General features: G+C 43.4%; 13 protein-coding genes and 1 CRISPR repeat array. Of the genes, 4 read left to right on the forward strand and 9 right to left on the reverse strand.

What is annotated here, in order from left to right:
• Positions 1–13 precede the first annotated feature (13 nt).
• Positions 14–12,413: direct repeats of the CRISPR family, unit length 31 nt; unit sequence GTTTACATGTAACCCTTTTGGGTTTTGAAAC.
• Positions 12,414–12,590: 177 nt separating this feature from the next.
• Together AC5SLM_RS13570 and AC5SLM_RS13575 are read right to left on the reverse strand one after the other, a co-directional pair.
• Complete coding sequence (locus AC5SLM_RS13570) at positions 12,591–12,791, reverse strand: hypothetical protein (protein ID WP_495251512.1); 201 nt, start codon at positions 12,789–12,791, stop codon at positions 12,591–12,593.
• A 55-nt stretch (positions 12,792–12,846) separates the two neighbouring features.
• Positions 12,847–13,389, reverse strand: a complete 543-nt coding sequence (locus AC5SLM_RS13575) for a GNAT family N-acetyltransferase (RefSeq protein WP_495251513.1) — start codon at positions 13,387–13,389, stop codon at positions 12,847–12,849.
• Positions 13,390–13,461: 72 nt separating this feature from the next.
• On the opposite strand from AC5SLM_RS13575, the gene AC5SLM_RS13580 reads away from it, so the two are divergent.
• Positions 13,462–14,049, forward strand: a complete 588-nt coding sequence (locus AC5SLM_RS13580) for an IMPACT family protein (protein ID WP_495251514.1) — start codon at positions 13,462–13,464, stop codon at positions 14,047–14,049.
• Here the strand turns inward: AC5SLM_RS13580 and AC5SLM_RS13585 are convergent.
• From AC5SLM_RS13585 to AC5SLM_RS13615, 7 genes are all read right to left on the reverse strand, one after another.
• Positions 14,044–14,622: a YceI family protein gene (locus tag AC5SLM_RS13585; RefSeq protein WP_495251515.1), complete on the reverse strand. Its 579-nt coding sequence runs from the start codon at positions 14,620–14,622 to the stop codon at positions 14,044–14,046. The two genes, AC5SLM_RS13580 and AC5SLM_RS13585, sit on opposite strands and share 6 nt — an antisense overlap.
• Positions 14,623–14,705: 83 nt before the next feature.
• Positions 14,706–15,167, reverse strand: coding sequence for a phosphatidylglycerophosphatase A family protein (locus AC5SLM_RS13590; protein ID WP_495251516.1), 462 nt, complete (start codon positions 15,165–15,167; stop codon positions 14,706–14,708).
• 8 nt (positions 15,168–15,175) lie between these two features.
• A complete protein-coding gene (locus AC5SLM_RS13595) occupies positions 15,176–16,369 on the reverse strand; it encodes a sulfate adenylyltransferase (RefSeq protein ID WP_495251517.1) in 1,194 nt (397 codons plus the stop codon).
• Positions 16,347–17,234 carry a response regulator gene (locus tag AC5SLM_RS13600; protein WP_495251518.1) on the reverse strand — a complete coding sequence of 296 codons (888 nt, stop codon included), beginning with the start codon at positions 17,232–17,234 and terminating at the stop codon, positions 16,347–16,349. Before AC5SLM_RS13600 ends, AC5SLM_RS13595 begins: the two co-directional genes overlap by 23 nt.
• Positions 17,231–18,352 (reverse strand): bifunctional 2-C-methyl-D-erythritol 4-phosphate cytidylyltransferase/2-C-methyl-D-erythritol 2,4-cyclodiphosphate synthase, encoded by a 1,122-nt coding sequence (locus AC5SLM_RS13605; protein WP_495251519.1) that lies wholly within the window; start codon positions 18,350–18,352, stop codon positions 17,231–17,233. The genes AC5SLM_RS13600 and AC5SLM_RS13605 overlap by 4 nt, the downstream gene beginning before the upstream one ends.
• A gap of 67 nt (positions 18,353–18,419) precedes the next feature.
• Positions 18,420–19,850: a sensor histidine kinase gene (locus AC5SLM_RS13610; protein ID WP_495251520.1), complete on the reverse strand. Its 1,431-nt coding sequence runs from the start codon at positions 19,848–19,850 to the stop codon at positions 18,420–18,422.
• A gap of 9 nt (positions 19,851–19,859) precedes the next feature.
• Positions 19,860–20,531, reverse strand: coding sequence for a response regulator transcription factor (locus AC5SLM_RS13615; RefSeq protein WP_495251521.1), 672 nt, complete (start codon positions 20,529–20,531; stop codon positions 19,860–19,862).
• A gap of 116 nt (positions 20,532–20,647) precedes the next feature.
• On the opposite strand from AC5SLM_RS13615, the gene AC5SLM_RS13620 reads away from it, so the two are divergent.
• From AC5SLM_RS13620 to AC5SLM_RS13630, 3 genes are all read left to right on the forward strand, one after another.
• A complete protein-coding gene (locus tag AC5SLM_RS13620; protein ID WP_495251522.1) occupies positions 20,648–21,691 on the forward strand; it encodes an ethylbenzene dehydrogenase-related protein in 1,044 nt (347 codons plus the stop codon).
• 57 nt (positions 21,692–21,748) lie between these two features.
• Entirely contained in the window at positions 21,749–22,468 is a 720-nt protein-coding gene (locus AC5SLM_RS13625) for an Aq_1264-related membrane protein (RefSeq protein ID WP_495251523.1), read from the forward strand.
• Positions 22,469–22,629: 161 nt separating this feature from the next.
• Positions 22,630–23,751 (forward strand): Mrp/NBP35 family ATP-binding protein, encoded by a 1,122-nt coding sequence (locus AC5SLM_RS13630; RefSeq protein ID WP_495251547.1) that lies wholly within the window; start codon positions 22,630–22,632, stop codon positions 23,749–23,751.
• The last annotated feature ends 165 nt before the right edge of the window (positions 23,752–23,916 follow it).

A 23,916-nucleotide genomic window follows, 5' to 3' on the forward strand; every position in this document is an offset into this window, starting at 1 on the left:
GTCCAGATTGCGGGTTTACATGTAACCCTTTTGGGTTTTGAAACCGACGAAGGTCGCCGTGGTGTGTTGGTCGTCGAGTTTACATGTAACCCTTTTGGGTTTTGAAACCATGTAAACTCTACCGTGGCACAAAAACCAATCTCGTTTACATGTAACCCTTTTGGGTTTTGAAACCTTCTAGCTCTAGGGCGTTGTACTCGAATGAGGTTGTTTACATGTAACCCTTTTGGGTTTTGAAACGTGGACCAACAGGGAAAAAGTACGAAGCCGCAAAGTTTACATGTAACCCTTTTGGGTTTTGAAACAACAGCGGCGCTGCGCTCCTAGCGGAGCATGACAGTTTACATGTAACCCTTTTGGGTTTTGAAACATAGCGTTGCCATCTCCGATGTAGGCAGGGAACCCCGGTTTACATGTAACCCTTTTGGGTTTTGAAACCCGTTGAGCCGTATGCGCCTTATGATGTTGGCGACAGTTTACATGTAACCCTTTTGGGTTTTGAAACGCAACAAGTGTTGAAACAAATGTAAGTGGTGCGTGGGGTTTACATGTAACCCTTTTGGGTTTTGAAACATTTCGTTTCTTAATCCATCGCTTGATGGTGATAAGTTTACATGTAACCCTTTTGGGTTTTGAAACTGACGCACAGATTGCTGTTATCACAAAAGACGGGTTTACATGTAACCCTTTTGGGTTTTGAAACCATGTAAACAACCAAGGTCTCCTCGTCAAACAAAAGTTTACATGTAACCCTTTTGGGTTTTGAAACGCACAATTTCGACGAATTTTGAAGGTGGATACAAGGTTTACATGTAACCCTTTTGGGTTTTGAAACTATTCATACCCTTTTAAAAATGACCTGTTCAAAACGTTTACATGTAACCCTTTTGGGTTTTGAAACCCAAATACCGCGACATCCAAACTGTAGAAGTATGTTTACATGTAACCCTTTTGGGTTTTGAAACGATTGTTTGGACTGTCACCTGCTCTTGATGCAATGGTTTACATGTAACCCTTTTGGGTTTTGAAACTTAATAGAGTTTGAGGCAAAAGACAAAAGCGAAACGTTTACATGTAACCCTTTTGGGTTTTGAAACTATCTACTAAAAAGATAAAAATCAATAGTTGGGGGTTTACATGTAACCCTTTTGGGTTTTGAAACTTTTTGAAAGTAAATAAATTTAACAACAACCACGAAGTTTACATGTAACCCTTTTGGGTTTTGAAACAAAATTCTTTCAATGCTTTAGTATTTGGCATCCCGTTTACATGTAACCCTTTTGGGTTTTGAAACCAAAAATACAAACAAAGGAAAAGAGATGACCGTTAGTTTACATGTAACCCTTTTGGGTTTTGAAACGAAGTTCACTTGCAGTTAAAAAGGGTCTTATCATTGTTTACATGTAACCCTTTTGGGTTTTGAAACTTGTTCATAATCCTGTAAAAATTTTTAATATAGCGTTTACATGTAACCCTTTTGGGTTTTGAAACCTTTAAAGATACTATTTTTAATATCTGGGATTTGAGTTTACATGTAACCCTTTTGGGTTTTGAAACAAAAAACTACAAACACAAAAACTTTTAAGCCTTTAGTTTACATGTAACCCTTTTGGGTTTTGAAACCCAAATCCATTTCATCCAGTTCCTGTTGTTGTTCTGGTTTACATGTAACCCTTTTGGGTTTTGAAACTACTCTGTTGTTGAATGTGTTGCATCTTCTAATGGTTTACATGTAACCCTTTTGGGTTTTGAAACATATCACAACACCAACATCAAGTTGCATCAATTAAAGTTTACATGTAACCCTTTTGGGTTTTGAAACATAAAAAATTTGGTGTTGAAAAAATGAATGAAATTGGTTTACATGTAACCCTTTTGGGTTTTGAAACTAAAGCAATAAAATCAAATCAGAAATCAAGGCTTGTTTACATGTAACCCTTTTGGGTTTTGAAACTGTAAATCAATGGTGGAATGTAAGAACAATCCAAAAGTTTACATGTAACCCTTTTGGGTTTTGAAACTTGACAATGCAATAAATTTTGCAGAACAAAAAGCAAAGTTTACATGTAACCCTTTTGGGTTTTGAAACTCTTGCAAGTATTGTGGCTCTCTGTTCCAATATGCTGTTTACATGTAACCCTTTTGGGTTTTGAAACTGAACATCAAAACCAAAATCAAACAATGCATCAAAAAGTTTACATGTAACCCTTTTGGGTTTTGAAACGTTCAATATCCTTGGGCAGAGGGTAATTTGGGTGAGTTTACATGTAACCCTTTTGGGTTTTGAAACTAAAACAACTCTATTTGCTCAAAAATACAATGTATTGGTTTACATGTAACCCTTTTGGGTTTTGAAACTAAGGAGCAGGAAAAATGCGAACAAACAGAAATATGTTTACATGTAACCCTTTTGGGTTTTGAAACTTAGCAACAGCACAAGCAATTTTTGAAGTAAATCAAGTTTACATGTAACCCTTTTGGGTTTTGAAACAAATTAAAAACAACAATAACAGGAATTAATACAGAGTTTACATGTAACCCTTTTGGGTTTTGAAACAACTAAAAGGAAAAAAATGAGCGGTTTTTGTAGGGTTTACATGTAACCCTTTTGGGTTTTGAAACTGAAATACAAGTAACAACAATAAAAGATATATTACCGTTTACATGTAACCCTTTTGGGTTTTGAAACTTTGCAATGTAGAGTTTGAAACAGCAAGGGATTAGTTTACATGTAACCCTTTTGGGTTTTGAAACTTGAAAATTTATCACCATCAAGCGATGGATTAAGAGTTTACATGTAACCCTTTTGGGTTTTGAAACAATGGTTTCACGCGTGCGAAATTGCAAAATCACACGTTTACATGTAACCCTTTTGGGTTTTGAAACATGTTTGGAAATATCACAAGGAAGTTTGGCGGTATAGTTTACATGTAACCCTTTTGGGTTTTGAAACCCAGTTCAAAACAAGCCATTTCAAATTTTGACTACCGTTTACATGTAACCCTTTTGGGTTTTGAAACAAATTGATTCGTTGTACTCTACCGCCATGATTTTGGTTTACATGTAACCCTTTTGGGTTTTGAAACAGCCCTGCACCATCGGGCGCGCATCGCCTTTCATCGTTTACATGTAACCCTTTTGGGTTTTGAAACTTGACCGCTTGCGTGCTGAATCAGTCATTGGACGAGTTTACATGTAACCCTTTTGGGTTTTGAAACTCATTTGTCGAAAAAGCCTTGTTTCTTGCTCATAAGTTTACATGTAACCCTTTTGGGTTTTGAAACCATAGTCGTATGATGCCCGAAGAACTACCACTTCGTTTACATGTAACCCTTTTGGGTTTTGAAACTCTTATGCACTTGCGCGCCCATCCAAACCTCAAGCGTTTACATGTAACCCTTTTGGGTTTTGAAACGAACTATGCCTAGAGTCAACATTTTATCCACGCTCGTTTACATGTAACCCTTTTGGGTTTTGAAACTTCATAGCCCTTGCCATCTCTTCGGTGCGCGCGGTGTTTACATGTAACCCTTTTGGGTTTTGAAACCCCATCTCTTTCCTTGTTTGCTGTCTTGTGGTTTCGCGTTTACATGTAACCCTTTTGGGTTTTGAAACCCCTCATCCACACCGTATGCTACACCTACAAACTCGTTTACATGTAACCCTTTTGGGTTTTGAAACAAACAAAACACCTCAATATGTGGACCAGTTCAGCAAAGGTTTACATGTAACCCTTTTGGGTTTTGAAACGTCCAAATAGAGTGAGCGTTGATACCACGAAGCAAGTTTACATGTAACCCTTTTGGGTTTTGAAACACGGAGTTTTTGACTTCGAGGGGAACTTGTGGGATGGTTTACATGTAACCCTTTTGGGTTTTGAAACGTACTTGTGCTACAAGTTCGCCGCCAAAGAGCTTCGGTTTACATGTAACCCTTTTGGGTTTTGAAACCAATATTCCCCTTGTTGATGGTGGTCATCAAACTACCGTTTACATGTAACCCTTTTGGGTTTTGAAACTCATGTATGTGAGGTCAAAGCCATTTACTAGGACAGTTTACATGTAACCCTTTTGGGTTTTGAAACACTAGGTTGCGGTAAAGCATATTTGTAGCGTACGGTTTACATGTAACCCTTTTGGGTTTTGAAACCCTACTCACACCGTATTGACATTGGTATTCCTTGGTTTACATGTAACCCTTTTGGGTTTTGAAACAAAACTGGGAGATGCGAGCAACCAACCTAGAAATAGGACGTTTACATGTAACCCTTTTGGGTTTTGAAACGAGAGTATGGCAAAAAGATTTCAGACCAGCGCGTGGTTTACATGTAACCCTTTTGGGTTTTGAAACGGTCGTAAGTTGCCATAAGCCCGCTAACGAGGTTGGTTTACATGTAACCCTTTTGGGTTTTGAAACGCTCCGTACCAGCCACCATGATGCTTGTGGGACTTGGTTTACATGTAACCCTTTTGGGTTTTGAAACTGCGTTTTGTAAGCCACGTTTTTTACGCCGTGTCGTTTACATGTAACCCTTTTGGGTTTTGAAACATGGGTCCACCCAAGCCCAACGGCGAGGCATCCAGTTTACATGTAACCCTTTTGGGTTTTGAAACGCCCATCGTAAGAAAAAGCCTTGAACCCGCTCCCGTTTACATGTAACCCTTTTGGGTTTTGAAACCTGTGCGCTTGCGGCCGTCCACATAGACAACTGCGTTTACATGTAACCCTTTTGGGTTTTGAAACTTTTCCGCTGCGAAGCAATGCGCTGCTTGATGTTTTGTTTACATGTAACCCTTTTGGGTTTTGAAACAAGATTTCGTAAAAGCAATCCTGCGCGGCATTTCTAGCGTTTACATGTAACCCTTTTGGGTTTTGAAACCATGGTCAGCGATACGGAGTTTTTGCACATCACGGGTTTACATGTAACCCTTTTGGGTTTTGAAACCCTCTTCTTCGCGCAAGAAGCCGCGACCTCATGCGGTTTACATGTAACCCTTTTGGGTTTTGAAACCATGTAACGGGTATACAGGCATTGCATTTGTCTCCGGTTTACATGTAACCCTTTTGGGTTTTGAAACCTTCCTTCCAAAACTGCATTGGTGGGGACAAAGGTGTTTACATGTAACCCTTTTGGGTTTTGAAACGATTAATCATCTCCCTGTCTAAAGCGTTACAAAGGGTTTACATGTAACCCTTTTGGGTTTTGAAACCCGCTCAGGTACCGTTTTGGCATTTCTTGGCTAATAGTTTACATGTAACCCTTTTGGGTTTTGAAACCACCGCTAACTTTTGGTAACATATTCAATCCTTTTGTTTACATGTAACCCTTTTGGGTTTTGAAACCATAAGGATGCGCACGTTACGCTAAACATCCAAGTTTACATGTAACCCTTTTGGGTTTTGAAACTAGAACTTGGTGGCCTGTGTCTGTAAATCTTTTGCGGTTTACATGTAACCCTTTTGGGTTTTGAAACCCCCAAATTGGGTTTCACGGGAGTTGGCCAACTGCGTTTACATGTAACCCTTTTGGGTTTTGAAACATGTGGTGATACGGTAACGCGAGGACGTGGTTGAGCGTTTACATGTAACCCTTTTGGGTTTTGAAACCTTTTTCAAGCATGGCCCACTGCCTTTTCGACACAGTTTACATGTAACCCTTTTGGGTTTTGAAACAATCTTCAACCGCGCTAATAATGCGCTGTTTCTTGTTTACATGTAACCCTTTTGGGTTTTGAAACCGCATGGACCAATGGGCACGATAGCCTCTTTGGTGTTTACATGTAACCCTTTTGGGTTTTGAAACACTCCTTGTATTGTCCTAGAGGGGGGTAATGAGGGGTTTACATGTAGCCCTTTTGGGTTTTGAAACCTTTTGTTTTGCGGAGCAGGAAAGCTTTTTTTAAAGTTTACATGTAACCCTTTTGGGTTTTGAAACCAGCCTTTACAGCCCTCACCATCCAAAGCCTCAAGTGTTTACATGTAACCCTTTTGGGTTTTGAAACGATTTTACGATGCAAAAAAAAAGTTAAGCGATACTGTTTACATGTAACCCTTTTGGGTTTTGAAACAGCTTGTTGTCGAGTGTGCCCTTGGTGATGCCTAGGTTTACATGTAACCCTTTTGGGTTTTGAAACCATGTAAACGCCACTTCCCATAGGCGCACCGCGTAGGTTTACATGTAACCCTTTTGGGTTTTGAAACAACTAAGGATAACACATGGAGAGAGAATACGCCCCATGTTTACATGTAACCCTTTTGGGTTTTGAAACCCATCTTTGTGGTTTACAGTCATGCCTTGTATGTGTTTACATGTAACCCTTTTGGGTTTTGAAACGGACAAGGATGGTGCGTTCCTTCAAGCGGGAGAGTTTACATGTAACCCTTTTGGGTTTTGAAACAATTTGACTCTAGCCTTGGCGGGTTTGACGTTGAGTTTACATGTAACCCTTTTGGGTTTTGAAACCAAAAAAAGGATAAAACATGCTACCAAAAGTTAGTGGTTTACATGTAACCCTTTTGGGTTTTGAAACTAACACGCAGACGTAGAAACACCTGCGGACCGCGCGTTTACATGTAACCCTTTTGGGTTTTGAAACCTAGAAGAGACTAGCGTAATCTTTGCAATAGCGCTAGTTTACATGTAACCCTTTTGGGTTTTGAAACCCTTTTTTGTTAGCTCAACGGTAGCCAAAGAACCCGTTTACATGTAACCCTTTTGGGTTTTGAAACTCTTGGTACTTGAATTCGCTTTCTTTCTCAATATGGTGTTTACATGTAACCCTTTTGGGTTTTGAAACAGACTTCTTTGAGCGCGTTGTATCGCTCTTGTGTAAGTTTACATGTAACCCTTTTGGGTTTTGAAACTTACTTTGCCCTCTTGTAAGAATCCAAAATATTTTGTTTACATGTAACCCTTTTGGGTTTTGAAACCAATTATATAGCATTTATCAGGCCTCACGACGGTGGTTTACATGTAACCCTTTTGGGTTTTGAAACTCGACCTTTTTTTCTTCCAACCATGTTCCTATATCGTTTACATGTAACCCTTTTGGGTTTTGAAACAGAATTTTGACTCATATATCCGTCGCGTAAAAGCTTGTTTACATGTAACCCTTTTGGGTTTTGAAACGGGATTTTCCCTAACCTTGTTTTCTCCACGCTTTGAGTTTACATGTAACCCTTTTGGGTTTTGAAACTTTTAGAGTTTTTTGATGATGATATTTTGGATGTTTTAGTTTACATGTAACCCTTTTGGGTTTTGAAACCATCTACCGTTAAAGACGCGTGATTGCCGCTGAGACGTTTACATGTAACCCTTTTGGGTTTTGAAACAATTCTTGAACCGACACACGCGGTGTATTGAAATAGTTTACATGTAACCCTTTTGGGTTTTGAAACAAAAGAGTACGTAGCTCTCTGTCGCGGTACGGGTGGTTTACATGTAACCCTTTTGGGTTTTGAAACGTGGTTCTTTCGAACTTGCTCCGTTTTACAGCTCTATGTTTACATGTAACCCTTTTGGGTTTTGAAACGGAACACACTGGCCGTCGATTTCGTCCTCGGTGTCGTTTACATGTAACCCTTTTGGGTTTTGAAACAAATCATAAATGTTGTCTCTTAAGACGTCTATTTGTTTACATGTAACCCTTTTGGGTTTTGAAACTCGGTCATATTTGCGTAGTCTTCATGCTTTCTAAGTTTACATGTAACCCTTTTGGGTTTTGAAACGCTTGATATTCCACCTCCAGCGCTTGGCGCTTGGGTTTACATGTAACCCTTTTGGGTTTTGAAACTTGGATGGGTTTACATGTAAAGACCCGCGCCCCCAGTTTACATGTAACCCTTTTGGGTTTTGAAACTCGATATTGTTGCCAAAGGCAAGCAACTCTTCATCGGTTTACATGTAACCCTTTTGGGTTTTGAAACTCCAGCGTGATGCGCTTGTCCGCGTTTTCTCTGCGGTTTACATGTAACCCTTTTGGGTTTTGAAACTCTCTTTGCCTGAGATAATAGCTACCTCTTCGGGGTTTACATGTAACCCTTTTGGGTTTTGAAACTTCGCAGGCGTTGCCCCTGTGATGTCTTTGTAAACTGTTTACATGTAACCCTTTTGGGTTTTGAAACCCAACAAAGTCAACACAATGGCCCAAGTCTTTGCGTTTACATGTAACCCTTTTGGGTTTTGAAACCCACGCAACCCATCAGTGAAAACGTAGTTAAATGTTTACATGTAACCCTTTTGGGTTTTGAAACGTGATTAGCACCGCTGTTTGTTTAGGGGACTTTTAGTTTACATGTAACCCTTTTGGGTTTTGAAACTCTATGACAAAAATTCAAAAGATGAGTACAAAATGTTTACATGTAACCCTTTTGGGTTTTGAAACATAAAAATCACAGCGTTGAAGACATTGCCAAGCGGTTTACATGTAACCCTTTTGGGTTTTGAAACCATCGCCAACCTCGCTGTCGATTGCGTCAATGCCCGGTTTACATGTAACCCTTTTGGGTTTTGAAACATAGTCATTACCGTAACCTTGTAAGTATTAATAGAGTTTACATGTAACCCTTTTGGGTTTTGAAACAAGTAATAAGCTAAAGAAGCAACGATAATTAGAACGGTTTACATGTAACCCTTTTGGGTTTTGAAACATAGAAACCTGCAATTTTAAGAAAGGCTCGAGGGAGAGTTTACATGTAACCCTTTTGGGTTTTGAAACGAGACAAAACCAAAAATGCCGAGAAGAACTCCGACAGTTTACATGTAACCCTTTTGGGTTTTGAAACAAAGTAAAAGCGCGGAAATTTGGATTTGGGGAATGTTTACATGTAACCCTTTTGGGTTTTGAAACTTTTTCATGTGGAACTATAACACAGGAATTTAAGTTTACATGTAACCCTTTTGGGTTTTGAAACCAGGCCTAAGCGCAAAGCGCACCAAGATGACACCGTTTACATGTAACCCTTTTGGGTTTTGAAACTAAACAAACGGGCGATGTGATACTCATTTTTAGGGGTTTACATGTAACCCTTTTGGGTTTTGAAACTTATGCCGAGGTAACAAACCGCTCTAATACAATCCGTTTACATGTAACCCTTTTGGGTTTTGAAACTTGTCCCCCTGTTCGGTGCTTTGGCACTAGCGAGGTTTACATGTAACCCTTTTGGGTTTTGAAACCATTAATAGTGGTTGCACTGTTTAGCGGTTGTGCAGCGTTTACATGTAACCCTTTTGGGTTTTGAAACCTCAAGACTAACGGTTTTGCGCTGTTTGGCATGGGGTTTACATGTAACCCTTTTGGGTTTTGAAACTTTGACGAATGAACCTGATTTTTTCTCCGTCACTTGTTTACATGTAACCCTTTTGGGTTTTGAAACAAGTTTTCATCTCGTGCTCCTTAAGTTGTTTTGGTTTACATGTAACCCTTTTGGGTTTTGAAACTCGTTGCTGTAGTAAATGCCGTTTGGAAACTGGAGTTTACATGTAACCCTTTTGGGTTTTGAAACTGACTCTCGAGACGGGCAAATCCTCCCCAATGCGAGTTTACATGTAACCCTTTTGGGTTTTGAAACCATGTAAAGCCTGAAAAATATACGACTCCTAAAAGTTTACATGTAACCCTTTTGGGTTTTGAAACCCTTTGAAAGTAAAGATACTGAGGGCTATTTGATGTTTACATGTAACCCTTTTGGGTTTTGAAACCCTCGACCCTCCCTATTTGCAAGATGTGCGGGTAATGTTTACATGTAACCCTTTTGGGTTTTGAAACAAATGTTCGTCACTAAAAACATAGTGAAAAAACATTTGTTTACATGTAACCCTTTTGGGTTTTGAAACCCTCGGTGTGCCCACTCGCACCCTCAGGCTCTTTGTTTACATGTAACCCTTTTGGGTTTTGAAACGCCATCCTCGAAGATAAATGCCATAGCGCTTTGGGTTTACATGTAACCCTTTTGGGTTTTGAAACGAAGACGGGAACCCAATTATCTTTGGGACAATCTACCGTTTACATGTAACCCTTTTGGGTTTTGAAACTTGAGCTCATCGAGGCGTTTTCGCAAGAAGAATGAGTTTACATGTAACCCTTTTGGGTTTTGAAACGCTTTGGCTATACAGTCGAAGACGCGATGCTAACGTTTACATGTAACCCTTTTGGGTTTTGAAACTCGGTTTTTGGGGCGGTATCGATCTCATCGTTGACCCGTTTACATGTAACCCTTTTGGGTTTTGAAACAATCTAATTACAATGCCCTACAGTGCCACTTCAAGTTTACATGTAACCCTTTTGGGTTTTGAAACCGACAACAACCTAAACGTTTTGATTGGCGGTCGGCAGTTTACATGTAACCCTTTTGGGTTTTGAAACTGAGGCAGAAGCTGCAATAAGAAATATACGAAGCGTTTACATGTAACCCTTTTGGGTTTTGAAACTTTAAGGAGCCCCCATGTCAGACCCCCAACACCAGTTTACATGTAACCCTTTTGGGTTTTGAAACTAAAAAAGATGTGTACCAATATAATAGGAAGGAAAGTTTACATGTAACCCTTTTGGGTTTTGAAACAGTTTGGAGGAATAACATCATCAGAATTTTTAAAAGTTTACATGTAACCCTTTTGGGTTTTGAACCCCCCCCACCTATCGACGTAATCAAAGGGGGCGCCAGTTTACATGTAACCCTTTTGGGTTTTGAAACAGCTAGCGAATTCGTCAAGCGTAACTTTACGAAGAGTTTACATGTAACCCTTTTGGGTTTTGAAACTAAATAATAGTATTGCTAAGGGCATCAACATCTTCAGTTTACATGTAACCCTTTTGGGTTTTGAAACGTCCGCACATTTCTAAAAAATCCTCATTGTCTAGCGTTTACATGTAACCCTTTTGGGTTTTGAAACAATCCTCGGTTGGGATTTCGCTCGCTTCGTTTTGTGTTTACATGTAACCCTTTTGGGTTTTGAAACGCACTCCTTGTTTCGTCGGTTTAGACTGCAAAATTTGTTTACATGTAACCCTTTTGGGTTTTGAAACGGGTTTTGATACTGCGTTTTGTGTTGGCGGCGGTGTTGAGTTTACATGTAACCCTTTTGGGTTTTGAAACTTTTTCGAGGATACGCGAACCCGCGGACAAGAAATGTTTACATGTAACCCTTTTGGGTTTTGAAACAGCCACATATCCGATACCGTGGGCTTGTACTCGGGTTTACATGTAACCCTTTTGGGTTTTGAAACGTGGTAATATTAAGGTAGGGTTGTGTGTTCGAGTGTTTACATGTAACCCTTTTGGGTTTTGAAACATTCCAAGGACTTGGCAGTCCGACTTCAAAGTGCAATGTTTACATGTAACCCTTTTGGGTTTTGAAACTATATATCCCAAAGAAGAATATAAAAACATGAGGGTTTACATGTAACCCTTTTGGGTTTTGAAACTGTACAGATGTTCGCCGCGATAGTACGCTTCAATGACGTTTACATGTAACCCTTTTGGGTTTTGAAACTGTTGCTGCGGAGTCACGTTTTCTTCTTCAGCGAGTTTACATGTAACCCTTTTGGGTTTTGAAACCCTAGTTTTAACGTACAAGGCAAAAAACGTGCGGTGTTTACATGTAACCCTTTTGGGTTTTGAAACTCGAGTTTTGGTGGGAAAGAGTTATTTTTGCACTGTTTACATGTAACCCTTTTGGGTTTTGAAACTTCCAATCTTCAAAGGCGTGCTTGGACTGGGCGATGGTTTACATGTAACCCTTTTGGGTTTTGAAACACACAAAGGAAAGAGCCGTGAAAGATGAAAACAGGTTTACATGTAACCCTTTTGGGTTTTGAAACAGTGGGAAAGTCAAGCTTCCCTTTGCCAAATTTGAGTTTACATGTAACCCTTTTGGGTTTTGAAACTGTTGCTGCGGAGTCACGTTTTCTTCTTCAGCGAGTTTACATGTAACCCTTTTGGGTTTTGAAACTGCCCCTGCAAGCCAACGCCAGTTTTGACAAAGAGTTTACATGTAACCCTTTTGGGTTTTGAAACGGTTTGCTACTAACTTTCTCATTTTACACGCCTGTGTTTACATGTAACCCTTTTGGGTTTTGAAACCTGCGATTGGGCCAAGCATTAAATATGTTTTATCGTTTACATGTAACCCTTTTGGGTTTTGAAACTAACCTTGTGAATGCACGTGAGCTTTTCCTTGTTTGGTTTACATGTAACCCTTTTGGGTTTTGAAACAACAGTAGTATTCCACAACCCACTGCTCCACCACTGTTTACATGTAACCCTTTTGGGTTTTGAAACCTATCGCTATCATTCTCCTCGTCATAATCTTGCACCTGTTTACATGTAACCCTTTTGGGTTTTGAAACCTCACAAAAGAGCTCAATAAAAAAGAGGAGAATGGGTTTACATGTAACCCTTTTGGGTTTTGAAACAACGGTACGCTCCTTGAGGGGGTACGCGTTTTGGTTTGTGTTGTAACCCTTTTGGGTTTCAAAACCCGCTTTAGCGGCGAGAGGTGTGGAGTTGGGTATTCAGTTTGCATGCAACCCTTCTTGCTTTTAACCCCACCTTATACGAATTTATTTGATTAATAGGAAGTCTTTATGTTCCTACTCCTTATACAAAAACCCAAAAGGTTTGCGGAACAAAGAGGGTTTGTAGCCCGTGATGGCGCCCCATGTGACTAAGAGGCCAAGGGTGAGCCATAGGGGTGCGCCAAGAAAGCTAAGCACGAGGTAGAGCAAAAAGGCCACCCCTATGATGATGGCAAAATCTAAGAAAAAATGCATCGGATTTCCCTTTTTTTCCATGGCACACTCCTGTTGTTTTGGGTCGATTATAGGCGATTTTTCTTTACATGTAAAGCTAAAGGGCGCATCCCATGAGAGTATAGGGGTGGCCTAAAATCGTGCGTTCTTCGTGGGCGCAAAATCCAAGCCCTTTGTAAAAGCGTGCAAGCTCTTGTTTTTGCGCGTCGGCTACGAGCCAGAAAGTCTCATGTCCACGCACTTTGCCTAAAATTTTCCCCTCGCAAATGAGCTTTTTGGCGATGCCGCGCCCGCGAAAAGCCTCCGCTGTCGCAAGGGCGTCAAGGTACCAGCCATTGGGCGAGCACTCTTGTTCAAAAGGGGTCTCTCGCCCCAAAAAACGCAAAATGGGCACGTCCAATGCGCACGCCTCCGCCCCAGCGTAAAGGACCATCGCTCCCGCCACTTCGCCTCTTTCTTCGTACACCCAGATGTTTTCAGTGCTCAGCCGACACGCCCTCATTTCCATGTAGCGTGCAAGCACCGCTAGGGTTTTCTCATAAGAGCTCTCTCCCGCCAACCCATGGGCAATCTCTCCCATGGCCAAATACAAAAGGGGCGCCAACGCTTTTGCGTCTTCGTGGCGTGCTTGTCGTATCATTTTGCCTCCATTTTTGGGCGATTATAGGCGATTTTTCCTTACATGTAAAGGCATTTTTGCTACACTTTTGCCATGCAAACCCTAACCGAAGTCGCCAGTGCGACCCTTGAGATTAAAAAATCCACCTTTCACGCCTTTTTGGTGCCTTTTTCCGCCTTTGAAGCGTGGCGCGAAAAGCTCAAAGCCGACCACCCCAAGGCCCGCCACATCGTTTGGGCGTACCGTGCGCTAAACGCTTACGACCAGATTGTTGAAAACCAAACGGACGATGGCGAACCCAAAGGCACCTCGGGCCCTCCTGCGCTTAATGCCTTACGCGGTGCCCAGCTCATCGACGTTGCCGTGCTTGTGGTGCGCTATTTTGGAGGCATCAAACTGGGCCCTGGGGGCTTGGTGCGCGCCTACGCAGGAGCAACCAACGCGGCCATCGACGCGGCTATTCTTGTGCCTTATGCGCCCAAGGCTTCGGTGCGTTTTTACGTGCCTTATTCCCTTGTGCAACGCGTGGAGTATTGGGTGGAAAAAGAAGAGTATGAGACCAAGGAGCGGGTGTTTGATGGGGCGGGGGCGACGTGGGAATTGGCACTTACAAAAGCGCAAGAAGAAGCTTTTTTGGGCTTTGCTTGCGCTTTTGAACAAGAAGGGTTGGTGTGGTTATGAGCCAATCATCTGCACGTCAATCGTCATTTTTACCTCATCTCCGACCACAACACCACCTGCTTCTAGCGCGCGGTTCCATGTCAAGCCAAAGGCTTTGCGGTCGATGGTGCCCTCAAGGGTGAAGCCCACGCGCTCTTTGCCTTGCATGTCCTTGATGATGCCGTTGATAGTGGTCTTAAGCTCTACAGGCAAGGTGACACCACGGATGGTCAAATCACCCTTCATCACGCCACTGTCGCCGTTGGCAACGTAGTTTTTCATGACGAAGGTGAGAGCGGGGTGGTTGGCTACATCAAAAAAATCCGCACTGCGCAGGTGGTCATCCCGTTTTTCGTTGGCGGTATTGATGGTGTTTGCCTCAATACTTGCCTCAACGCCAGTGAAGGTTTTGCTAGCAGGGTCAAAGGCAAGGCGTGCTTGATAGCCGTCAAAATTTCCCCTAACGGTGGAAATCATCAAGTGTTTGACGGAAAAAGCAACGCTCGAATGGGCGCCATCAAGGGTGTAGTTTTTAGCCGAAGCACCACTGAGGAAAAGAGCCAGAAATAAAAAAGCCGTGAGAAAATGTTTCATAATCAATCCTTTTTAATAAAATTTATCAATTATAATCTCTCTCAACTTAACACTTTTCCTGCCTATTGGCGTAATATAGTGAGTTAAGCTAGCCCAAATTTAAGCATCACCCCAAAGAGCATACTGCTACAAATCCCTGCAATAAGCCCTGCAACCACATCGTCCCCCATGACACCAAGGCCACCTTTGACGTGTTTATCAATGCGTCCGATGATGGAAGGTTTCCAAATGTCAAATACCCGAAACAGCACGATGCTAAACACCCACTGGGCTAAGGTTCCTGAGCTAATGCTTAGCGCAATCCACACTCCTACAACTTCGTCGATGACGATAGACTTATCATCGTGCGGCCCGCCCGCCGCCTCGTACGCATCGATTTGTTTGATGCCAATGATAGCCAAAAGCAAGGCACCCAAAAACAGTGTCTCAAGGCTGAGGTATTGGACGATGGGCACGGCTACGGCCGCACCTGCAAAGGTGCCAACCGTACCAGGCGCTTTGGGAAAACGCCCCGAATAGAAAAACGTTAAAAAAAGCTCACGCATGGCATTCCTTAGACAAGTGAAGTGGTTTGGTAAAGTTTCATAAGCTCTAGGTAAAAGTCTTTTTCGTCGTGACTTTCCAAAAGCCCAGCGTTGGGGAAAATATCATCGTAAATGCGCTGAATATTCTCAAAACGGTTAGGAAAAAGCTCACTAAGCAAGATAGCCGAAATGTCTTTGCGCATGAGCACCGCAGGGGGCAAGATGCCTGCTGTGAGCAAGGACTTTAGTGAGTCGGAGTGGTATTTGATGTGGTGGTGTTGGCCGTGGGGGCAGGTTTTGGTGCTCACAAGGGTTTTGCAGATGTTGCAGTAGACAAATTCGGAGAGAATCACCACCTCCAGGGGCAAATCTTTTTTGTAGCGGTCAAGGCTAGAATGGGGCTGGTTTTTGTCAAAATACATTCCAATCCCGCTGTGGTTTTGCCCAATGACAAGCTTGGTACATCCAAAATTATACGCCGCGATGCTCTCAAGTACAGGGTTGTTGTGCCCTGCAAAAATGTACGTATTTTCAAAAGGAACGATAATCACACGGTTTTTTGGGAGGTAATTGTCGATAAAATACTGCAAACTGCGTTGGCGCAATTCAAAGGAAAACGCATCGAGTTTATTGGGTTTGAGGAGAAAAATAACGAGCATGTCTGCCTTTTCAAGGGCCATGCGTACCAACCGTTCGTGGGCACGGTGAAAGGGGCGCGCCGTCATCATGAGCGCAGTTACTTTTTTGGCGCCCAATTCCTCTTTGGTTTTTCTGATGTACTCTTTAGAATCCTTGACTTCGTCAAAATCCAAGGTAAACTCCCCGCTAATGGCAAGCTTTCCAAGGCGCTTAAGGAGCACTTGTGTTTCGTGGTCGCTTGGGTCGTAGGTACCAAAGATGTTGGTGATGCGTTTTACCTTGTCAATCTCAAAGTAATCCTCGACAACAATCTCCCCCCTTTTCTCACGTCCGACGATGAGGTCAAGTACTTCGCCCGCCTTGCAACTCGTGATGACTTCTTGGTTGCGCCGTCCATTGGGTGCCATGATGAACGAAAAAGGCATGGGCGAACCTTTGTAGTACCCCGTTTCATTGGTGCTTACAGCTTCTGCTTTGTTCATGAGCTTGGTGACTTTTCCCAAGATGCCCTCTTTGGCTAGTGCCAAGGTGGCAAGTGCCTCGTTGTCGATAAACAGTTGTTTATTTTTTCTTAGTGATACCATACTTCTTCCTCTTCTCCCATAAGCTTTTACGGCTGATGCCGAGTTTTTTAGAAAGTTCTGTGTCAGGAAATTTAGCCTGAAAGGTAGTTATAACGTATTTAACATAATCGTCGATGCACAAAATATCACCATGGTCAAAAATCTTAAGTTCTGAATGCAACTCGATGGTTTCTGGCAGGTTCTCTTCGTTGGCATCAGTGGAGGAGAGAATGGCGCGTTTGTGCTCGATAAGGTTATAGATTTTGCTTTTTTCACTCTTCTTGATGGCTTGCAAGTTGATGAGGTAAAGCAATTGCCCGCGCGGGGCTTTGATGATGCGCTCAACTGCATTGGGTTGCGAGAGGGAGATGAAGACAAAAGACTCTTTGGCGGTTTTGGCAAACTCAAAGACCAAAGCATCGGCATCTTTTTGGTAATCCGCCTTGATAAGAACGGGAAAGGCAGTGCGCCGTTCGATTTTTTTGGTGTGAAGATTTTCAAAAAGATGCTCTAGGTAAGACTTGTACGTCGCGTTTTCTTGAGTGAGCGCATCAAACTCTCTGAGGTGTTGAAGTTTGCGGATGAGCTCTTCAATCATAAAAGGCTTTTGAATGTAATCCTTCGCCCCTGCCTTGATAGGGTTGGAGACCGTGTCGTTACTAATGTAAGAAATCATCAAGATGATGATGGAAGATTTGTGTTTTTCGATGACGGGGTAAAAATTTTGCCCCGAAATGTTGGTGGAGAGGAGTATTGCATCGTAATGCTCATCCCGCAAGGCCTCTTTGATGGTAGCGGCGTTATCACACGTATAGCCAAGGTCGTTAAGCCGTGAGGCAATACTTTGGGCGAGGTAGATTTCATTTTCAACAATCAAGATCTTCATGCGCGTGTCCAATCATAAAATTTTAGTGTCGCGCTGGCTGACACAGCAACCCCTTCGTTGCGCCCCACGAACCCGAGATGTTCGGTGGTGGTAGCTTTGACATTGACCAAAGAAGGAGAAAGGCCGACCAAAGAGGCAATGCGACGCCGCATGGCTTCCTTGAAGGCACCAAGTTTTGGGGTTTGGGCGATGATAGTAAGGTCACAATGCACCATCTCAAAGCCCACACTTTTGATAAACTCCATTACGTGTTTTAGTAACACTCCCGAATCCGCGCCCTTGTACGCAGGGTCAGTGTCGGGGAAAAACTCTCCGATGTCCCCCGCGCAGGCCGCGCCCAAAATAGCATCTGTCAGTGCGTGCAAGGCCACATCCCCGTCTGAATGGGCTTTGAACCCTTGGGTTTGGGAAATTTCCACGCCCCCAAGCATCATGGGCCCCGTGTCGCTAAAGGCGTGCACGTCAAACCCGTTGCCCGTAAAGGTGAGCAAGGAGGGTGCGCTAAGGCACGAAAGCTTGGACAAGTCGCTTGCAAAGGTGAGTTTGTGGGCCCGTTCATCCCCTTCCACGTACCACGCTGTGCCCCCGTTTGCTTTGATGGCACTGCTATCATCCGTAAAAGAAACATCGCTTTGCAAGGCCTGTTTTAGGGCTTGGGTGCGGGAGAGTTGGGGGGTTTGGATGAGGCGTACTTCATTGCGGTCAATGGGGTCATCTTGGAAAAAAGCGGTGTCAGCGATTTTAAGGGCGGGGACGATGACATCAGCACACCCCGCGCTTCCGATGAGGCGGTTAAAGAGTGCTTCGGGGATGCAAGCGCGCGCAATGTCGCTAACCATGACATGCTCGCTTTCTATGTGTGCAAGGGCGGCTTTAAGGGAGTCTTGGCGGGTGTCGCCTCCTTCGCAAAAGGTGAAATCCCCAAAATGGCGCATGTAGGCAAGCTCTGCCCTAGGCGCAACAACAACAACCTTTGCGAAGGGATGCATCGCAACAAGGCGTTTGGTGGCGACAAGCCACAGCGGGTCACAACCGATGCGCAACCACTGTTTTTTTACCGGGAGACCAAAGCGTGTAGAGCTTCCCGCTCCGAGCATTACTAACGACAAATCAGGCACATTTTGTCCTTTTTTCACTGTTAGAGTGTTACGAAAGTATACACGAAGGAAGCTTTTTTTTATCTTTTTAATTTGGGTTACTAGGAAGGGGAAGTGTTACCGTAATAACCAGTCCGCCTGAGGAATGGTTGTGTGCTGTGATGGTTCCTGTGTGCGCTAGCACGATTTGTTTTGCGATGGACAGCCCCAGGCCAAACCCTTGAACCTTGCGCGACCTTGCGTCATCACAGCGGTAAAACCTGTCAAAAAGGTAGGCTAATTTATCTTCAGGAACACCAGGGCCGTTGTCGCGCACCACAAATTGGATGTGGGTTGGGGTGTGTGTGAGGCTTAGGGTGATGGTTGTGTGTTCGGGACTGTGTTTGATGGCGTTTTCGATGAGGTTATAAAACACTTGTTGCAACAGTAATTCGTCGCATAGCACTGGCGTGGTTTCAAGGTCATTTACATGTAAGTCGATCTGCTTTTTGGAAGCAACAGGCCACAGTTCTTCGATGCACTTTAAGACGATGTCGTCAGCTTGGTTGAGGGTAAAATGTTTGGCAAGGGATTTTTTCTCCATGTAGGCGAGCATTAAAAGATTTTTGACGATGGATTGGAGTGTGTTGACTTCTTCGAGGGTGGAAGAGAGGGTGTTTTGATACTCTTGCGTCGTGCGATTTTTTTTCAACGCCACTTCTAATTCGCCTTTCATGGACGTCAAAGGGGTCTTGAGTTCATGGGAAACATCAGAAGAAAAGCGTTTGATTTGACTTAGCGAATGGGTAAGTTTTAAATCGGCTTCTTCGTTAAAGATTTGCAACGCTTTTACCGAACATGTGGTGATGATGATGGCACAAAGTGCCCTGAAAAACTGCACAGGAAAGCCAAAGGTATCTAAAAACCATGCGGCATTGAAGGTATTTCCAGGGAAGTAATTTGTAGGATAAACGGCAATAATGGCAATGAAAGCGTAAAAAATAAAAGCGACCCCTGGGATTTTAAAATAGAGTTTGAGCTTTTCTGCGTAAGGGGTTTTTTTGAGGGATTCTCCGTAAAAATAAAGCCCAATGCCCAAAAAAAGAGAGCCAAAAAACCCGTAAGTGTAACGCACTGCGGAAATAATCCCATCGTACGAGGGGTCGAGCATGACGAGAATGAAAAAATTAGTGATGCTGATGGGGTAAATGATGCGACTGTCATAAAGATAGAAGAGAAAATGAAGAGGATGCTGTTTGTGTTTAAAGCTTTCGCGGATGATAAAACGGGAAAATTCAAATAAAAAGAAATAGGAAATGACAAGAAAAAAGGACTTAAAAGCGATTAGCACATCGTGTAGCTGAGGTTTGACGTAACTGTAGAGAAACACCCACTCGACTAAAGCGTGGGAGATGCCAAATGCACCTAGGAGCCAGATTTTTTTAGCAAAAAAGATTTGGCTTTGTTTGGTCTTGACAAAAAAAGCAAGAATGCCAAGTACAAAAAAAGCAAGACCGTAAATAAAGAGGATTACTTCCATGAAATGCGCTTAGGTGTCATCGATTTTATAGCCTGACCCTCGTACGGTTTTGATAAGTTTTTTCTCCCCCTCGGTGTCTATCTTTTGGCGTAAATGATGAATGAAGACATTGATGATATTGCTAGACGTGGATTCGTTGATGCCCCATATTTTTTCTTGAAGTTGGGTGTGGGTTAGGGTGTTTCCCTTGTTGAGAAGTAAAAGCATGAGCATGTCAAACTCCTTGCTAGTGAGGTTGATGGAGCGATTTGAACGGGTCACGTGGCGCTTGGAAACAGTAATCTCAAGAGTATCTAGCATGATGGTTTCATCAAAACTGTAAGAAGTGCGACGCAAAAGGGCGTTGAGTCTGGCAACAAGCTCTGCAAATTCAAAGGGTTTGCACAAGTAATCATCCGCACCGCAATTTAGCCCGTGCACTTTTTCTTCAAGGGTATTTTTAGCCGTGAGCATCAGGATGGGCATGGTGATTTTTTTGGCGCGCAAACGCATGCACAGTTGGTCTCCTTGAATGCCAGGCAACATCCAGTCGACAATGAGTGCGTCGTAGGGGAACTCGCTGGCTAAGTAAAATCCACTGGAGCCATCTTGCGCCGTGTCCACCAAAAATCCTTCCTCTTCAAGGCCTTTTTTGACGAAAGAGAGGATTTTGATGTCGTCTTCGATGAGTAAAAGTTTCATGGAAATGATTCTACTTTGTTGCCCTTATGGAAAGATTAAGAAAAGTTAATAAAGAGTTAATATTGACGAAATATCCCTCCAATACAATGCAGTTACATTTTACTAAAGGAGTTTTCATGAAAAAGATTACATGCGTCTTAGCAGGTGCTTTGCTTGCGGGTTCTGCGCTGTATGGGGGCACTGGGTTGACGTTGGAGAGCGCTAAGGTTAAAGGCGTTGCTTCACTAGATGCGGGCGATGCGGCTTGGATGAGTGCTAAACCTGTTCAGGTTGTTGTCGATCAGCTTCCTTATCAAAGTGACAACTACAAGGGCATTAAAACGACGACTGTAAAGATTCAGTCTGTGTATGATGGCGAGTATGTTTATTTTAAAATCGAATATGCTGACCCTACAAAAAGCCTTGAACGTTACCCTTGGGAAAAACAACCCGATGGCACGTGGAAGCAACTCAAAAATCCAGACCAGTTTGGAAAAGAAAATACCTATTATGAAGACAGAGTCGCCTTGTATTGGGACATCAGCGCGCGTGGATTTGAGCGAAGAGGATGTGCCGTGGCCTGTCACGTAGCAGAAGATGGCAAAATCAACGGTGTGGATGCGGGCAAAACAGCAGGGCGAAAATTTACACGTGCGGAGGGCCAACTTATTGATATGTGGCACACCAAGGGCGTGCGAACAAACTCTGTGGGGCAAGCGGATGACCAGTTCGTCAACCACTATGCGGATGGAACAGTAAATAGAAGTTGGGGTCGCATGAGTGATGAACGAACAGGCGGCGGTCCAGTGGATAATGTCAACAAAGAAAAAACTGCTCCTATGTACATTAGTGCTAAGGCACAACCTGATTTGTTTTGGATTCATGATGCAGACAAGGTTCCTTTTGTGGACACCTTTAAAGCCGGGGATAGAGTTCCTGCGATGATTGTGAAGCCATTTGAAGGGTCTCGCGGAGATATTAGTGTTAATTCAAAATGGGAAAATGGTGTGTGGACGTATGTGATGAAGCGCGCATTGGTGACCAAGCATCCAAAATCTGCAGAGCAAGACGTACAGTTTAGTGACCTTGCCAAAGCCTATCCTTTTGCTGTAGCGGTGTTTGACAACACGCAAATCAACCATGTGTATCATGAAGGTTCCATTGCCTTAACCTTTAAGTAGGCTATGTTGTGCCTTTGGTAAATCCAGGGCACGACAAAAAAATAAAAAGGAAAACATGTGAATATTCAACAGCTTAATATCCAAGCAAAAATGGCCATCACCTTGTTTTTAGGCTTTGTGATTGTAGCCACGGTTTCTTCGGTGATTTTGCTAGGCCTTGCGCTCACGGGAGAAAAATCGGGCCTGAAAATCCCCACAGTGGGACAGATTAGTAAAAAATATGGCACTTCTATGTTGGTAGGCTCTATGCATGGAAGCATGAAAGAGTTTGTGAGTGAGCTAGAAGATATTGAGGTGGTGGAGCAGTGGATCAAAGAAGGGGCAAAAAAAGAAACTCCTTTGTTCAAAGAGGTTGAAACCATCATCCGATACGATTGCCGCAATTGCCACTCGCGCACTTCGACTATGACCCGCGCGATTCGCTCCATTCCTTTTGAGAAGTACGAAGACATCGTTGCGTACACGGAAGTAGGGTACTCGTGGAAACAGATGTCTAAGCAAGCGCATATTCACATGTACGGCATCGCGTCATTTTTGATTTTTGTGACACTGTTGTTTGCGTATACGACGTACAAAGAATGGATACGTTCGGCGTTGATTGTGTTGTCATTTTCGGCCGGATTTATCGATATTTTCTCGTGGTGGTTTATTAAAGAAATCCCAGCACTTGCTTATGCTATTTATGGGTTTGGAAGTGTGATGGTGGGGTCGATTCTCCTGATGTCTGCCTTGATTTTACTGGATACTTGGAAGCTTCCACGGCCCTTTAAGGCCTAAAATTTAGTCTTACATGTAAGGCAAATAGTCCTTACATGTAAGACCTGCTATCTAAGACTAAAACACTCCTATATCTTAAGCCTCCTTTTAACATCAAAGTGCTATATTCCACAAATTAGTTAGGACGCTACCTGTGAAGGTAAGCCACGTTTTAGGAGAAGATTTTGACAAAAGAATTGGTTTTAGAGGCGCTCAAAAGCGTCAAATACCCAGGATTTGAAAAAGACATCGTCGCCTTTGGCTTTGTCAAAGACGTAGAAGTGAGTGGTGAAAATGTGCTGCTTAATGTGGAGATTGTCTCAGCAAGCCCTGAAGTGGCCGAAGAGCTTCGCACAACCATCACTGCCTGTTTGACCAAAGCAGGGGCGGCACGCGTGGATGTGACCGTTAAGCAACCCAAAGCCCCCACCCAAAAAAGCAACTCCCAGTCGGGCAAAAACATCGCCCCGCACGTGAGAAACTTTGTCATGGTCAGCTCAGGCAAAGGCGGTGTGGGCAAGTCTACCACCACCGTAAACCTCGCCCTTGCCATGGCAGCCCAAGGTAAAAAAGTCGGCTTGTTGGATGCGGACATTTACGGGCCAAACATTCCTCGGATGCTCGGCGTTGTAGGCACACATCCTGAGATTGTGGGGCAAAAAGTCAAGCCCATCCAAACCCACGGCATCGAGATGATGAGCATGGGTTCACTCATGGAAGAGGGGCAATCTCTCATCTGGCGCGGCGCCATGGTCATGAAAGCCATCGAGCAGTTGTTGGGTGACATCTTGTGGAGCGACTTGGATGTGCTCTTCATCGACATGCCTCCTGGAACGGGTGACGCGCAGTTGACACTCGCCCAAAGCGTGCCTGTCACTGTGGGTGTGTGCGTCACGACGCCACAACAAGTAGCTCTTGATGACACCGTGCGAAGCCTCGATATGTTTCAAAAACTCCACATTCCTATCGCGGGGATTGTGGAAAACATGAGCGGTTTTATCTGTCCTGAGAGCGGCAAAGAGTACGACATCTTTGGCAAGGGAACCACCCAACCTCTCGCGACAGAGTTTAACACCATCGTGCTTGCCGAAGTGCCCATCGAACCCGCCGTGCGCGAAGGGGGAGATGCGGGTAAGCCCGTCACCTTCTACGCTCCAAGCTCCGAAACCGCCAAACGCTACCACGAAGCGGCGCGCAAACTGTGGGCAGCTATCGAAAAAGTCAACGAAGAAGGCGGCGCCTCCAACGAAGCCATCCAACCCACCACACCTGCTGGCGTGAGTGCGTGTTCTGCTAAACATTAGGCGCTAGTTAGCGCACACTTGCGTTACATGTAAAGGTTTTACATGTAACGCTTTTTTAATACTTCTTTACGCTACGATACTCTTCTTTTTAAAATACAAGCCTATTTCCCCCGCACACTTTAGTATAAAAACACCACGAATTTTGGGAGCATGAAAACCAAAACC

Source organism: Sulfurospirillum sp. HTRB-L1, assembly GCF_059415125.1.

Coding starts and splice junctions, on each gene's coding strand:
- AC5SLM_RS13570 (WP_495251512.1), bottom strand. CDS start 12,791: ATGGAAAAAAAGGGAAATCCGATGCATTTTTTCTTAGATTTTGCCATC.
- AC5SLM_RS13575 (WP_495251513.1), bottom strand. CDS start 13,389: ATGATACGACAAGCACGCCACGAAGACGCAAAAGCGTTGGCGCCCCTT.
- AC5SLM_RS13580 (WP_495251514.1), top strand. CDS start 13,462: ATGCAAACCCTAACCGAAGTCGCCAGTGCGACCCTTGAGATTAAAAAA.
- AC5SLM_RS13585 (WP_495251515.1), bottom strand. CDS start 14,622: ATGAAACATTTTCTCACGGCTTTTTTATTTCTGGCTCTTTTCCTCAGT.
- AC5SLM_RS13590 (WP_495251516.1), bottom strand. CDS start 15,167: ATGCGTGAGCTTTTTTTAACGTTTTTCTATTCGGGGCGTTTTCCCAAA.
- AC5SLM_RS13595 (WP_495251517.1), bottom strand. CDS start 16,369: ATGGTATCACTAAGAAAAAATAAACAACTGTTTATCGACAACGAGGCA.
- AC5SLM_RS13600 (WP_495251518.1), bottom strand. CDS start 17,234: ATGAAGATCTTGATTGTTGAAAATGAAATCTACCTCGCCCAAAGTATT.
- AC5SLM_RS13610 (WP_495251520.1), bottom strand. CDS start 19,850: ATGGAAGTAATCCTCTTTATTTACGGTCTTGCTTTTTTTGTACTTGGC.
- AC5SLM_RS13615 (WP_495251521.1), bottom strand. CDS start 20,531: ATGAAACTTTTACTCATCGAAGACGACATCAAAATCCTCTCTTTCGTC.
- AC5SLM_RS13620 (WP_495251522.1), top strand. CDS start 20,648: ATGAAAAAGATTACATGCGTCTTAGCAGGTGCTTTGCTTGCGGGTTCT.